At 41.2% G+C, this 13,682-nt stretch carries 15 protein-coding genes and 1 pseudogene; 4 read left to right on the top strand and 12 right to left on the bottom strand.

Translation table 11 applies throughout. The features are described 5' to 3' along the window. Positions 1 to 29: 29 nt before the first annotated feature. The 12 genes and pseudogenes from DXB83_RS12750 to DXB83_RS12690 form a co-directional block, all read right to left on the bottom strand. Positions 30 to 356 (bottom strand): annotated as a pseudogene (locus DXB83_RS12750) (GTP pyrophosphokinase); the annotation flags it as partial. A 797-nt stretch (positions 357 to 1,153) separates the two neighbouring features. Beyond that, positions 1,154 to 1,369 carry a hypothetical protein gene (locus DXB83_RS12740; protein WP_226977413.1) on the bottom strand — a complete coding sequence of 72 codons (216 nt, stop codon included), beginning with the start codon at positions 1,367 to 1,369 and terminating at the stop codon, positions 1,154 to 1,156. A gap of 161 nt (positions 1,370 to 1,530) precedes the next feature. Next, positions 1,531 to 2,922, bottom strand: a complete 1,392-nt coding sequence (locus tag DXB83_RS12735; RefSeq protein ID WP_171027973.1) for a tyrosine-type recombinase/integrase — start codon at positions 2,920 to 2,922, stop codon at positions 1,531 to 1,533. A 1-nt stretch (position 2,923) separates the two neighbouring features. Further along, on the bottom strand, positions 2,924 to 3,913 hold the full coding sequence (locus DXB83_RS12730; RefSeq protein WP_044954635.1) for a helix-turn-helix domain-containing protein: 990 nt from the start codon (positions 3,911 to 3,913) through the stop codon (positions 2,924 to 2,926). Positions 3,914 to 4,033: 120 nt separating this feature from the next. Next, positions 4,034 to 4,210: a helix-turn-helix domain-containing protein gene (locus DXB83_RS12725; RefSeq protein ID WP_003864535.1), complete on the bottom strand. Its 177-nt coding sequence runs from the start codon at positions 4,208 to 4,210 to the stop codon at positions 4,034 to 4,036. A 258-nt stretch (positions 4,211 to 4,468) separates the two neighbouring features. Beyond that, positions 4,469 to 5,074 (bottom strand): TetR/AcrR family transcriptional regulator, encoded by a 606-nt coding sequence (locus DXB83_RS12720; protein ID WP_117805235.1) that lies wholly within the window; start codon positions 5,072 to 5,074, stop codon positions 4,469 to 4,471. 28 nt (positions 5,075 to 5,102) lie between these two features. Continuing rightward, positions 5,103 to 5,456, bottom strand: a complete 354-nt coding sequence (locus DXB83_RS12715; RefSeq protein WP_117805234.1) for a dihydropteridine reductase — start codon at positions 5,454 to 5,456, stop codon at positions 5,103 to 5,105. A 140-nt stretch (positions 5,457 to 5,596) separates the two neighbouring features. Further along, entirely contained in the window at positions 5,597 to 6,199 is a 603-nt protein-coding gene (locus DXB83_RS12710) for a Type 1 glutamine amidotransferase-like domain-containing protein (protein WP_117805233.1), read from the bottom strand. An 83-nt stretch (positions 6,200 to 6,282) separates the two neighbouring features. After that, a complete protein-coding gene (locus DXB83_RS12705; RefSeq protein WP_092073365.1) occupies positions 6,283 to 7,449 on the bottom strand; it encodes an ABC transporter permease subunit in 1,167 nt (388 codons plus the stop codon). Between the two features lie 4 nt (positions 7,450 to 7,453). After that, the gene (locus DXB83_RS12700) at positions 7,454 to 8,320 is read right to left on the bottom strand and encodes an ABC transporter ATP-binding protein (protein ID WP_005334760.1); all 867 of its coding nucleotides are present in this window, start codon (positions 8,318 to 8,320) and stop codon (positions 7,454 to 7,456) included. Further along, positions 8,311 to 9,066, bottom strand: a complete 756-nt coding sequence (locus DXB83_RS12695; RefSeq protein ID WP_092073367.1) for a hypothetical protein — start codon at positions 9,064 to 9,066, stop codon at positions 8,311 to 8,313. Before DXB83_RS12695 ends, DXB83_RS12700 begins: the two co-directional genes overlap by 10 nt. Continuing rightward, the gene (locus tag DXB83_RS12690; RefSeq protein WP_005334762.1) at positions 9,056 to 9,610 is read right to left on the bottom strand and encodes an RNA polymerase sigma factor; all 555 of its coding nucleotides are present in this window, start codon (positions 9,608 to 9,610) and stop codon (positions 9,056 to 9,058) included. The genes DXB83_RS12695 and DXB83_RS12690 overlap by 11 nt, the downstream gene beginning before the upstream one ends. 235 nt (positions 9,611 to 9,845) lie before the next feature. Between DXB83_RS12690 and DXB83_RS12680 the strand changes: the two genes are divergently transcribed. The 4 genes from DXB83_RS12680 (at position 9,846) to DXB83_RS12665 (ending at position 13,675) form a co-directional block, all read left to right on the top strand. Next, on the top strand, positions 9,846 to 11,219 hold the full coding sequence (locus DXB83_RS12680; protein WP_330426823.1) for a ParB/RepB/Spo0J family partition protein: 1,374 nt from the start codon (positions 9,846 to 9,848) through the stop codon (positions 11,217 to 11,219). A 309-nt stretch (positions 11,220 to 11,528) separates the two neighbouring features. Further along, complete coding sequence (locus DXB83_RS12675) at positions 11,529 to 11,885, top strand: DUF7768 domain-containing protein (RefSeq protein WP_003500157.1); 357 nt, start codon at positions 11,529 to 11,531, stop codon at positions 11,883 to 11,885. Continuing rightward, positions 11,872 to 12,957 (top strand): DNA cytosine methyltransferase, encoded by a 1,086-nt coding sequence (locus DXB83_RS12670; protein ID WP_055650122.1) that lies wholly within the window; start codon positions 11,872 to 11,874, stop codon positions 12,955 to 12,957. Before DXB83_RS12675 ends, DXB83_RS12670 begins: the two co-directional genes overlap by 14 nt. Beyond that, positions 12,920 to 13,675: an antirestriction protein ArdA gene (locus tag DXB83_RS12665; RefSeq protein ID WP_243108928.1), complete on the top strand. Its 756-nt coding sequence runs from the start codon at positions 12,920 to 12,922 to the stop codon at positions 13,673 to 13,675. The genes DXB83_RS12670 and DXB83_RS12665 overlap by 38 nt, the downstream gene beginning before the upstream one ends. Positions 13,676 to 13,682: the final 7 nt, after the last annotated feature.

Raw genomic sequence — 13,682 nt, 5'->3', positions numbered from 1 at the left:
TCCACCTTCCTACTTGCTCAGTTTTCTCCCTAAATTTCGTGTAACATACCAATTTTGTCTTTTATTCTCTGCATTTCATTATCTGCTTCAAGGATAGCTCTTGCAGAATGAAGTAATTCTTCACTTATCTCATCATAGCCAGGCATTTCTTCAATTCCTTTTTTATAGCGAAGTTGATGTTCCAATGTTGCCCAGAAATCCATACCATTGGTTCGAATCTGTAATTCTACACGCATAGGTGTTTTACCCTTAGCAAAAAATACTGGTATTTCAACAATCATATGATAGCTTCGATAACCATTCGATTTTGGATTTTTTATATAATCTTTTATTTCAATAACTTTAATATCATGCTGTTATCCTCCTAAATAGATTGAAATATGTCAATGAGTTTTTTCTTGAACAATAGTATAGCACAATTCTTTTATTTTGTTCCAACTTCATACATGATCATAACATGTAAACTTTAAACTATTTTCCCAGATTATTTCTCCATCAGTTTTTCAAACCAGGTATCCATCCCCAAATAAGGGGTGACAACAGAGCGAAACCCAAATGTTAGCTGGACTTCCTGAAACCCATGTTTGCAAACAGGTGATTTTGATTAGCCGTCAGCTAACAAAAATCGGATTGCGTTAGCTGGTAATTGATCATTTTGAATGGAAAATCATGTCACGAACGTGATTAGAAAACAAAAAAAGCGTTCGTTGTCAGCTAATCCAGCTAACATTTTCGAGCGCTTTGAAGCCCGTCGCCAAGAGGATTTGAACCTCCGACCCCTCGCTTAGGAGAGCTCCAACCTATTGTCACTCTCTGTCAATCTGAGGTAAGGTAAACCCATATGGGACACTATATAAAACTGTTTCCGATTCAATTCGAGTTATTCTGAATACCCCCTCTGTCAAGCTCTGTAAAGCTCTGAAAGTTAGCTGATTGTTTGCCCCAGCTAATAATCGGGGAATGCCTTGATATTACCATCGACATCTGTTATATGACCACCATGCTTCGTACGTTCGATCATGGTAAACAGTATTCAATTAAACTTTCCTATCATAAGTACAAGATATTTTCTTGTCTATAAATAATATAACGCATACGAGACGGTTTGTCCATGCGTTTTTGACTGGCAAATTTATAAGCTGCTTTCATATTTTTAAACACGGACATAACCAGTAGATATACCTTCGATTCGGTTGGATGCTCCCGTACTCTGAATCAATGCAACTTCTAAGAGTGTTTTCAATTCATCTACATTGGCTTCGAGAAATAATTCCTGTTTGCCTTTATGTTCATGGATGCTGCTAACCATCTGAACAATTTCAGGTGTTAACAACTTCGCAGGACTTACAATAAAATCAAAGTCTCTCATAGGAATCTCCTTCATTTCAGATTTATCTCCGTCATTCTATCATCAAATGATGGAGATAGAATATCCATATACACAATAAATATCCTCATTTCATCCATATATTATATCGTTTTATGAATCGTTTTTTCACTAAAATTACACTATTTTTTCACTATTTTTCATTACTTCATCGTCTTCGCCAGTGAATTGAGCAATGCCCGCATCTCTGGATTCGCCAATACTTTTGCCAGAAGTTCCGGATCGACTTCATCAGCAACAGTAGTATTATTATTTTCCTGCTGTACATGCATCTGTGGATCCAGATTCTTTTTCTCATAAAATGCTTCTTCAAAAAGCTCTGCATTTTTCCTTCTGTCATCATCCAGAATATGAGAGTACACATCTGTAACCATATTGACCTGAGCATGGCCAGAATCACCCTGTACCGCCTTGATGTCTCCACCATTCAGTTTCAGCTTATAAGTAACACTGCTATGACGAAAACTGTGAAATACAACCGGTGGGAGATTATAGTCCTCGATCAATTTCTTTAAAGGGCCACGGATTGCTCCATCACCAAGAGGAAGACCAAAGGTACTTGCCATAACCAGGTTATAGTCCATATATTCGTCACCCAGGATTTCTTTCATTTCATCCTGCTCAGCTTTCCAGTCTACAAGCATATTAGCAACGCTCTTCGGTAAGAATATCTTACGTACACTACTTTCTGTCTTCGGTGTTTTCAGAATACGGACCGTAGAATTCTTCTTATGATTTGTCGGAAATACCAACAACACATCTTTTCCATCCAATGCATTTAAAGATTCTTTTCTTATACGCTGTGATTCTTTGTTGATGAAGACATATGCACGGTTTTCTTCAATTGCCTCATGAGAAATATCTACACAATCCCAGGTAAGACCAAGCAGCTCACCAAGTCGCAGGGAACATGAGAAAGATAGATTAATTGCGAGCTTTAATCGTTCATCTTCACAGACACTGAGCGCATACATCAATGTATCCGCTGTCCAGATGTCTCTTTTTTGTGATTTATGTTTTGGTACAGTCGCATGGGTGCAAGGATTCTTCTCCATCAACTCCCATTTCACTGCCTGTTCAAAACAGTTTCTAAGCAGCTTATTAATATCCCTGACCGTACTGGAAGATACAAATTCATTTCGACTGGTTTTATTCAATGGATTGATAACTGCACGTCTCTTCAAAAGACTCTGATAATATCTTTCGATGAAACGGGTATTGATCTCTGAGAGTTTCGTATCACCAATGATCGGAAGAATATAGTTATTGATAAGAGAGACATTTCCTTCATATGTAGAAAGCGCCCAGTTTTCTTTGCCATAAAGTGCAACATATTCTGTAATAAGCTCGTCCAGTGTTTTGCATTTACGGACGACAAATGATCCCATCTCTTTTTTATATTCAATTTCTTTTTTTCTTCTCTTTGCTTCGGCTTTCGTTTCATAGGTTTCCCACTTCTGTTTCCTCTCACCTTTTTCATTCGTATAAGAATAGATTACATTAAATTTTCCGTTTCGTTCTCTTATAGATGCCATATTATTGCATACTCCTTTCCAAATCTCTTTGCTCCATCCAGTCCTCAAATTCATCCCGACGGATCCTAACTCGACTGCCAACTTTTATTACTGTGAACTTTCCTTTATCCGCCCACTTGTTGATCATGCTTCTGCTGACCTTTGCCAGATAGGAAGCTTCATCAAAAGTAAGATACTTTATATTTCCATTGCTTCCTCGTATTCCGGTCTGTGATAATTTCTTCCGCCGGAAATTAGCCAGGGCAATATTTTGTTCCTGTGCAAGTTCTTCATAATCATTCGATGGATCCAGCTTATACCGATCCTGACCTTCCAGGAATTTTCGAAAACTCTCTTTTGTGATCCTTTTCTTTTCTGCAATCACAATGAATTCAAAAAAATGACTATACTTTGGATTATCAAGAATTGTATATACTGCGCTTCTGGTTGTTCCAAGCAGCTGTGCCATCTCAGGCATCGTAATTGTTGCATCTTCCAGAAGAGCGTCTTTTTTTCTGTCTTCCTTTGTTCGATACCGGGACTGGCTTTTATACCAGTTCTGAAAAGATTCTTTTGGTATTCGTTTCCAGTAATCGACAATAACAGCTTCCATTTGATTTTTCTTGAGTAAATCATAAACAAGATACTCATCAACACCCAACAGATCCGCAACTTCCTTAACGGAATAGGACCAGGATTTCAATTCTTTCCCTGGTTCTTCTCCGGTAACTTTATGGTATTTAATCTGATTGGCGTACCATTTTTCAAAGCTGGCAATATTGATTCGTATCTTTCCAGCAATCTCTTTAGATTCAAAAACATTTTTATGCACCAGCCAGTATCGATCTGTCTTTTTTAATCCCAGCAGCTTTCCCATTTCCGGCACGGTCATCCAGGTTCTCTTTTGTGTCGGACGCCGTTTGTAAGGACTGTCTTCTGATATCTTTGAAATGATCTCTTCAACATCGTCCATTTCCGGAACTTCTTTTTGTTTCATAATTGCTGTTGCCATTTATTCTTCACTTCCTGTCTTTTTTAGTGTTAGTTTTTTTTCTTATATCATATCTCAAATCCAGATAAAAATTTAGGATGTCGATTGCAGACAAAATCTGCCTGATCAACACCCTGTTTTTTATTGTTCCAAGTTATCGAGCCAGTCATCGAAACTCTTCTTAGAGATGCGATACTTTCCGCCATCCAACTGGATCCACCGGAATTCCTTTTTCTTTAAAAGGTTATAAATAGTAGGTCTGCTGACTCCTAAGATTTCCTGTAACTCTTGAACTGTATAACATCTTTTTTCTGACATTTCTTTATCCTCTTTTCTTTGAAATATGAAAGAAAAATTATCCCTTCATATAACGAAACGCTCAGAGCATGTTTTACAGTGGTCAAAAGCAAATTTTTTTACTTTTTTCTTACGAGTTTTCTTTAATGCAACTCGTAACATTAGATTTTTACATTTTTCATGAAATTAAGTAAAGAAAAAGAGCATATGGAATTGAATCCATACACTCTATGATTACTGGAACTTTATTTCATTTTTAATTCAACAAACTGGAAGTTGTCAAACAGCGTTCGTTGTTTCGCTTTGTGGCATTTTTACACACTGCTGAATCACACCTGTAACATACGTAATGGAATCGGTGCAGTCGTTCTTGAGCCATTCTGAGATAATCGCCATCAATCCCCGAATATAAAAGGCCATGATATAAGGTCGATCCTGTGGTAGTACACCATAACGGTCAAGAATTGGCGTAAACACATAACGGAACATCTTATCATAGCTTTTATCCATCCCCAACACCGCCGCATTTTCTGTTGCTGTGCGGAACAGTCGCTTGTTGTTCTTAATGTAGCAGAGGTAAGGTGTTAAATAATCCGGCGTAATTAGATATAATTCATCTCTCGGGCAATTCCGCAGCTTTGCAGAAAAGGCATCTGAATCTTTCTCCATGCAAGCAAGAAATTGCTCGTTCATACGACTGACACTCTCCGAGAGCAAGTCTGACATCGTTTCATAGTGAAGATAGAAGGTGGAACGATTGACCTCTGCTACTTCACAGATTTCTTTGACTGTAATATACTCAAAATCTTTTTTTGCCAGAAGTGTCAGAAAGGCTTCGTCCATTCTGGCTGCAGTAGCAAAATATCTGCTTTCTGATCTATTCAATCATTCCCACCTTCTTTCGTGTTTTTGTTTACTTCTCACTGATTTCTTTTGCCAGTTCTATGATTTCAAAAGCGTATTTCTGCTTGCCCTGAGCCAGCAATTTTTTGTAGATGGGGTAATTAACGCCCATACCCAGCAGCCCGATAATGCCGACAATCACGCCGAGAACAAACATAGCAGTACTACCGTTGCCGATAACCTTCATGGAAAGGCACATCCCGACACCGGCTACCAACGCTGTGATAATACCGAAGGTGTAGGTAAAAACGTTTGCGGGAAGCTTGGCTTTTGCATCCAGCTTGCGAAGAGCGACCACCTTGGAAGTGTCCTTGGGTGCATATTCGTTTGCGAGTTGTTCTGCATAGATTTTATCTGTATTCATGGCTTGTTTCCTCCTTCATTTGATGGTTCTATGATACCAGCAAAGAACGAGTAACGGAACAACACTGACGGCAGTTTGTGTTGAGTTCAAGAATTGTGCAAGTTTCGATTTTCTTAATTCTACAAACTTGAATTTTCAAATTAGTCTTTGCAAATAACCTTTGAACCTTCACCATCAATTACAATTCCCTGACGGTTGTTAATTGGGCATAGATTCAAATCCGAAAACTCAGTCATTATTTTCTCGGTAACTTTCTTAAATGGTGCTGTAAGATAATGCGGAAGAACATAGAAATCAATCAAATCAAGCCCTGCATCATCTTCTTGTGAGTAGTCCTCTGGCTTTTTATCCATTTGCTCGATATATTGGATGCTTGGAGCGCATATAATTGCGCCTGCCGACTCGCCGATCATCAATTTTCCATTTGCCAATTCCTTTTTCAGTAGCCCATCAGCTCCCGTTTTACGGAGCTGGTCCATAAGAAAGAAAGAATTTCCGCCGGTAAAATATATCACATCTGCTTCTTCAAAAACAGACTGTATCGTTGAATAAGCCTCCGTTGAAATATCAATTTCAGTTACGATTGCTCCCAACTTTTTGAATAATTTTCGAGCCGAGCCGACATAACCGGTGTAGCCTTCACGCAGTGAAGCTGTTGGAATAAATGCGACTTTCTTATTTTCAATTTCTTCCTTTATCAGACTTCCCACACTTGAAAAGTGCGAACATAAAAATAGTTTCATCAATATTCTCCTTTATAAATTCCGATTTGTTACTCACATGATATCATATTTTTTCTTCAATTGCATTTTCATTGAAAAAATCATTAAAACTTCCAATGTTTAATATAAATAAAGCAATATAGTTGCATCCCTACTCGTATTAAGAGCTGAAAAATAAATATAAATCCTATATTAATGAAGAAGGAATGGAAGAAAAAAGCATCTTTTGAATATAGAATACCTAATATATTTTGTACATTCAAATTATTTATTGGAAACAAATACAAAATTTTGTTACCTACCCCTGTTTTTATCATTTGCACCAGCAATAATGGTAATATATATACCCCTAATGAAACAGCTAATACTGACATAGATGAATGCATAAGAGCTGATATTAACAATGTTACACTCTCAACAAATCCAATACCAACTAATTGCATGACAAGAATTAAAAAGTATATTTGAATATGGTTATATTGCAAAGGGAAGTCAAATAATCCCAACGACAAATTTGTTTGTATGTCTGAATTCCATCCGCTCATATCATACATTGTAGAGAAAACACCTATGTTGACCAATTGAAAAATAATAAATAAACTCACTGTAATAATACTTGTCGCAATCAATTTAGCAAATATCATTTTGTTTCTTCCATATTTTGTAACTAACAGAATCTGATTGATATTTTTAGAATTATCATCTGAAAACACTATGGAAGATACCAATATTGTAATTATGGACAAAAGAGCATATATATATCCAAGTACTCGATATAAGTCTGTCCATGGAACATAATTTCCTAATGTCAAAGGAGTATCAAATTTTTTAAATCCAACCTCGTCCAATGAATATAAATCCACGTCTTCTATTGTTAATCTTTGGCCTTTATTAACCTGTTCAATCATTTCTGAATAAACATTTTCGGCATCTTTTGAAAAAAAAGTATCTCCCATTTCCCAATAAAATGGATAAAAAGGCTTATTAACAACTTTTTGCTCTTCATTCTCTTGGAAATTATTCATAGAATCAGACAGAATCATTTTAACTTTTTCATCTGTAAACTCTCCAGAATATTTTTCATCTATTATTACATCGAGGCTCTTTTCAAACCCCTTTTTCTTATTACTCGCTTCACTCATTGATAGCTGTGAATAGTGATACCCAACAAAAAAAATCCCCAGAAGGACTAAGCATCCTACAACAATCCCACCAAATACAGTTCGGTTTCTCAATATTTTCCCAAGTTCAAACTTAATTAGCGATGTCATACTCTCATTCCCCCTCTCTAAAATAAAACAAATACAAATCTTCTAAAACCGGATCAACTTGTTTCGCATTTGCAAAAGGTTTTTCCCTTGAAATAAGTCGAAGAACAACTCCGTCTTCTCCATATTTACGATTACTTACTGTATATACTTGCTCAATTCGATTTACTTCTTTTTCTGGAACCAGGCATTCCCATACACACTTGTTAATATCTTTCAACAAATATCTTATTGTGCCTGTATTTTCAATTCTACCTTTTTTTAGAATAATGATTTCATCTGCTATATATTCTATATCTGATACAATATGTGTAGACAATAATACTATTTTTTCTGATGCAAACGAACTTATCAGTTTTCTAAATTTAACTCGCTCTTTGGGATCGAGCCCTACCGTAGGTTCATCTAATATTAAAATTTCCGGATTATTAATCATTGCTTGAGCGATACCTAGTCTCTGTTTCATTCCGCCAGAATACTTTCTGATTTTTTTATTTTTCACATCATCTAAGCCAACCTGAATCAATAAATCTAAACATCTCTTTTTTGCTATTTTCCCATTTAAGCCTTTCAATGAAGCGATATACATCATAAAATTTAATCCTGTAAAATCAGGATAGTATCGAAAATCTTGTGGTAAGAATCCAAGAATCGAGCGATAATATTCTGCTTGCAGAGCAATATCTTTATGGTCATATTGTATATTTCCACAATTTGCTCTCATCAGTCCACAAATAATACGAAATAAAGTTGTTTTACCCGCCCCATTAGCACCTAATATTCCGTAAATTCCAGGAGTAAATCGATACGACACATCATCAAGCACAGTTACATTCCCATATTGTTTTGTTATATTATTAATAGTTAATTCCATACTGAAGCTACCTCCCATTTGATTATTTTAGTTTGAGAATATAAGATAATCCCTAATATTGTCGTTGTAATGAAATATGCTATTCCCCAATAAAGCATTCGGATTTCATATATTTTAAAGATATTTGCAATTAAAATAACTGCGACACAAATACTTCCCGATATACACCATAGGAAATAATTATGTAATTGCTTTCTCCATATAGTTATAAGCGAAAATAAAATAATGCAAACAATATTGTATGGAACAAGTACATAGACTAATATCTGATACAAAGGCAAAGATACTATAGATTTAGTCATAAGAGAAAGCAAAATAACAATTACCATATCAATAATGCCAAAAATCAATAATTTCATCATAATATGTTGTCGCAAATCATATTTGAATGTCTGTTCCAATTCCCACATTCCTGTAGTAAAACTTTTGAATAATTCATCTAAAAAAAATAAAGCCGAAATGAATATTACACCTGTAATGCATAACATTATTTCACTTATCGGCTGTAAATTTTTAAAATTTAATGCCATAGTTATCCCTGATAGAAAGATGAATAATTGAATTATCCAAGTATGAACATGTATGAAGCGAAAAGTTGACAGGAATAGCTCAAAGTAAGAATGTCGACTCATTCCAAGTCTAATCATTATTTCATATCCTAATTCGATGGTTTTTTCACGTCCTTCTATATCACCTTCTAATTTATAACCAGCCAATTTCGATATAATATCTTTTTTATCCATCATAAAATTCCTCTCTTTCTAAAACTTTTTCTAATTTTCTAAGGCCTTGATAAATACGTGACTGTACAGTAGATACCCCCACGCCAGTAATTGTCGCAATATCTTTTACCTTTAAATCGTGATAATACCGTAGTATCACAACCTCTCGTTGTATTTCAGGAAGTAAATCAAGTGCTTTTTGAACCGTTTCTTTTCTCTCATCATGTAATATTTCATCAATCAATGAAGTGTCTAAATCAGTTGTAAAATTATCTGTGAGTTCTATTTGCTCAATATGTCTTTTTTTCAAATAATTATTGCAAGTATTGACAGCCATAGTGTATAGATAATTTTGAAATTTTCCTATGAATCGGTATCTAGGTAAACTTTCTACCAATTTTAAAAAAATATCCTGTGTTAAATCAGAAGCTATATCGCAGTCTCCATAACATCTGCGAACACAATAAAAATACACACTATCATAATATTTATGTACTAAAATATCCCATGCATCAGGATCTCCCATCTTAATTTTGTTTATTATCATCCAGTCTTGTATCATATCCATCACTTTTCTCTTAATTATTCTTCTCTATATATAAACAACTAACCTTGCAACGGTGTACAAAGGGAACATAATAAAAAACTTAATAATGGACTGCCAATCTTACACAAAGTACCGCCCAAACGAGACTACGGGCGGTATTTTTGTATCATGGCGGAGAAAGGAGGAACTTCCCACGGGGGCTTGACTGAAAAGTTGAGCCTCTTTTTTCATGCCAAAAAACAGGAGGTAAATGCTTATGGCAGATGATAAAACCACAAAAACGCCGGAACAGCCGGTAACGGATAGCGGGCCGGGCAAGGAAACGCCTCCCGCTCCCCCAAAAGAGCCGGAGAAGGTTTCCGTTTCTCCAGAGCCGGAAAAAAAGACGGAACCGGAGGTAAAGAACCCGCAGGTTTCCGTCTATAACTTCGCTGAAATTATGAAGGAAAAGAAGGTCGAGGAACGGGCGGCAGCTCCCAGCGGGGAAAAGTCTGCCCCGGCAAAAACGGAAAAACCGGAAAAGCAGCCGGAGGCTCCGAAAAAAGCGGAGGAAAAACCCAAAGAGCCGGAACAGCCGAAGCGCCGGGGCCGTCCCCCGAAAGCAGATAAGGACAAGGCCGCAACCCCGAAGCCCGAAGCTCCCGCACAGAAACCGGAAAATGCGGTCAAAAAGGAACCGGAGAAAAAAACGGCGCCAACGGTACAGGCCGCTCCCGCTCCGAAGGAACCCGAAAAACCGAAGGATGCACCACGCCGGGGCAAGGAACAGATCGTCTATATCAAGCTGAACGAGCTTCACGCCTTCAAGAACCATCCCTTTGAGGTTCGGGATGATGAAGAAATGCGGGCTATGGTGTCCAGCGTCAAGGACAAGGGCGTGACCCAGCCCGCTATCGTCCGTCCCCGTGAGGATGGCGGCTATGAGATCGTGTCCGGCCACCGCCGCCAGAAGGCCAGCGAGCTTGCCGGATATGCGGATATGCCCTGTATTGTTCGCAATCTGACGGACGATGAAGCCATCACGCAGATGGTCGAGGACAATCTCAACCAGCGTGAAGAAATCCTCCCCAGTGAGCGGGCCAAAGCCTTGAAAATGCAGCTTGAAGCCATCAAGCACCAGGGCTCCCGCACTTCGGGCCAGATTGACCCGAAGGACGCAGGAAAACGCTCCAACGAAATTGTAGCCGAGCGCAATAAGATGGCGGTCAAGCAGGTGCAGCGGTATATCCGGCTCAATGAGCTGGTTCCCGACCTGATGAAGCTGATGGATGAAAAAAAGCTGGGCTTTACTACGGCGGTGGAGCTTTCCTATATCGGCAAGAAGAACCAGAACTATATCGCCGTCGCCATTGACAGCCAGCAGTCCTCGCCTTCACAGGCGCAGGCAAAGCGTATGCGTGAGCTGGACGAAAAGAAGCTGCTCAACGGGGATGTGATCGACGGCATTATGATGGAGGACAAAAAGGAGGTAGACAAAGTGATTTTGACAGGTGCGGAACTGAGCAAGTATTTCGGCAAGGAAACTACGCCGAGGGAAATGAAGGACCAGATCATCAAGCTGCTGGACGACTGGAAGGGTCAGCAGAAGGAACATGAAAAGCCGGAGAAGAAAACCGAACAGGAAAAGTAAGCCCAAACTTCGGGTCAGCATGGCCCGAGGATTGCGGGGCTCTGCCCCGCGCCCCGAAGCTCTGGAGATATAAATTATTCCCCGTCGCCAGTTATTCCGTAGCATAGCCGGGAAAATCAGTCAAGGGCAGCGCCGCCGCAGGCGGTGCCAGAGGCACCCTTGACGGATTTCTCCCGGTTATGCTTTTTCCCGGTCAAGCGACGGGGATATAAATTCTCCAGAGCCGTTCCCCTTCCCGGGGGAAGGGGCGGAGGGGGTGGGCGAACTCTTGCTTTTCCCTAAATCAAAACAGAAATGGAGGCTCAACCAATGAAACGACCTTTAGCATACCTGACCGCCGCATGGAGCGGCGAGCCGGATGTTGATATGGAGCTGGCGGCCCACTACTGCCGTCTTGCTTATGAGGCGGGCTTTTCCCCAATCTGCCCGCTCTTGTATCTGCCGCTGTTTTTGAATGACAGCGTTCCCGAGGAACACAAGGCCGGGATTGATATGCGCCGGGATATGCTGCGGCGCTCCCACACCCTGATTGTCTGCGGCAGCGCTGTGGACGAGGATGTAAAAAATGATATTGCGGTTGCCGGGCGGCTGGGCATTGCGGCGACCACACTGGAAGGGGTGCTTGCCGTGAAGGGACACGGCACCCCGGGCCATGCCGGACATTAAGCTGGGAAGCCTTTTCGACGGGATTGGCGTGTTCCCTCTGGCTGCTTCCCGGTGCGGTATCCGTCCGGTATGGGCCAGTGAGATTGAAAAAGCGCCCATCTCCATAACCAAAAGGCACTTTCCCGACATGGTGCATTTGGGGGATATTACGAAGGTGGACGGCGGGAAAATCCCGCCGGTTCATGTAATTACCTTCGGTTCCCCCTGTCAGAACCTTTCTCTGATCGGCAACCGCTCCGGCCTTGCCGGGGCAAAATCAAGCCTGTTCTATCAGGCGTTTCGTATCATACAGGAAATGAGGGATGCTACTGATAACCTATATCCAGCTATCGCTGTTTGGGAAAACGTCATGGGAGCGTTTTCTACAAATGACCGGATGGACTTTAGAGCCGTCTTATCCGCCTTCTCGGACACCGAAGTTCCAATGCCTCCTTCGGGAAGATGGGGAAACGCCGGAATGGTGCGAGGGGGAACGCCTGATGTGTGCTGGCGACTCATGGACGCCCAGTATTGGGCAGGCTCCCGAAGGCTGGCACGAAGGCAGCGGATTTTCGTCGTGGCGGATTTTGGAGGCAGACGTGCCGCAGACATACTATTTAAGCCCCGTCCAATGCTCCCACTTCCTCCGCCTTGCGGAGAGGGCGGGTGGGCCGCCGCCGAAGGAGATCGAACAGCTTCTTTTGAAACAGGGCGGCAGATACCAGTCATCCACCCCTTTCAGTGCTTCCGTATGCGGGGAGCGGCAAAAAGGCAGGAAGAAACGGCCTTCCGAAACAGCTTCGGATTACCAACTGACCCTTTTCCCACTCTTTTAGCCAGTGATGTAACGCCCTTTGCCTTCTGGTATGAGGGCGACCCGAAGGGCGGTTGTATCCGTTTTCTGACGGAAACGGAAAGCGAACGGCTGATGGGGCTGCCAGAGGGCTGGACAAAGTACGGGGCGGACGGCGTGGAGATCCGGCCTCTGCAACGCTACAAGGCACTGGGAAACGCGATTGCCCTCCCTTGCGCCGATTACATTATGGCCGGGATTTATGAGGTGCTGGCTGACCGGGCCGGAAAGGAGGAATGAGCCCATGTTTGAAGCCTATATAACCAATACAACCCTATACCCCTTAATGGGGATTGAGGTAGGGACAACGGTACATTTCCCCATGACGACACAGGAGTTGCAGGCCGCCCTTGCCAAAATCGGGATAGACGGGAAACGGTACAGCGAAGTGTTCTTTACCAGCTTTGACAGTGATGTGCTGGGGCTCTACGATTATCTCTACGAATGTGAGAACATCGACGAGCTGAACGAGCTGGGCCACGCCCTGCTGGAAGTACGGGATAAGGGCGGACTGGAAACCTTTGAAGCCGCTCTTGTCTTGGGAAACCACACAAGGAGCGTGAAGGATTTGATAAACCTGACGCAGAACCTTGACCTTTACCGCTTTTACCCGGATATTTCCGATGATGAAGGGCTGGGCCGTCTGTACGCCGACGAGCTTGGGACCATCGACATACCGGAGCACATTCAGAACTACTTCGATTATGAAGCATACGGACGGGATGTGCGTATCAACGAGGGCGGCGTATTTGCTCCCGGTGGGTATGTGTCGGCAGTCCCGGAGGGCTTCAAGGAGTATTACCACGGGCCGCAGGACATTCCGCCGGAACACCGGATATTTGCCTATCCTGAAAAGGCCGAGCCTGTCCACTCCATTCTCGCTACACTCAAACGGTTTCAAGAAGCCCCACCCGCTCCGAAAAAGGACAAGGCGGGGCCTTCTCATGAAGAACGGTAAGACTTCG

This window comes from Blautia sp. OM06-15AC, from assembly GCF_003481425.1.
Lineage (GTDB): Bacteria > Bacillota > Clostridia > Lachnospirales > Lachnospiraceae > Fusicatenibacter > Fusicatenibacter saccharivorans.
The sequence above is the reverse complement of the archived record's forward strand: the minus strand, read 5'-3'. Positions and strand labels throughout refer to the sequence as shown.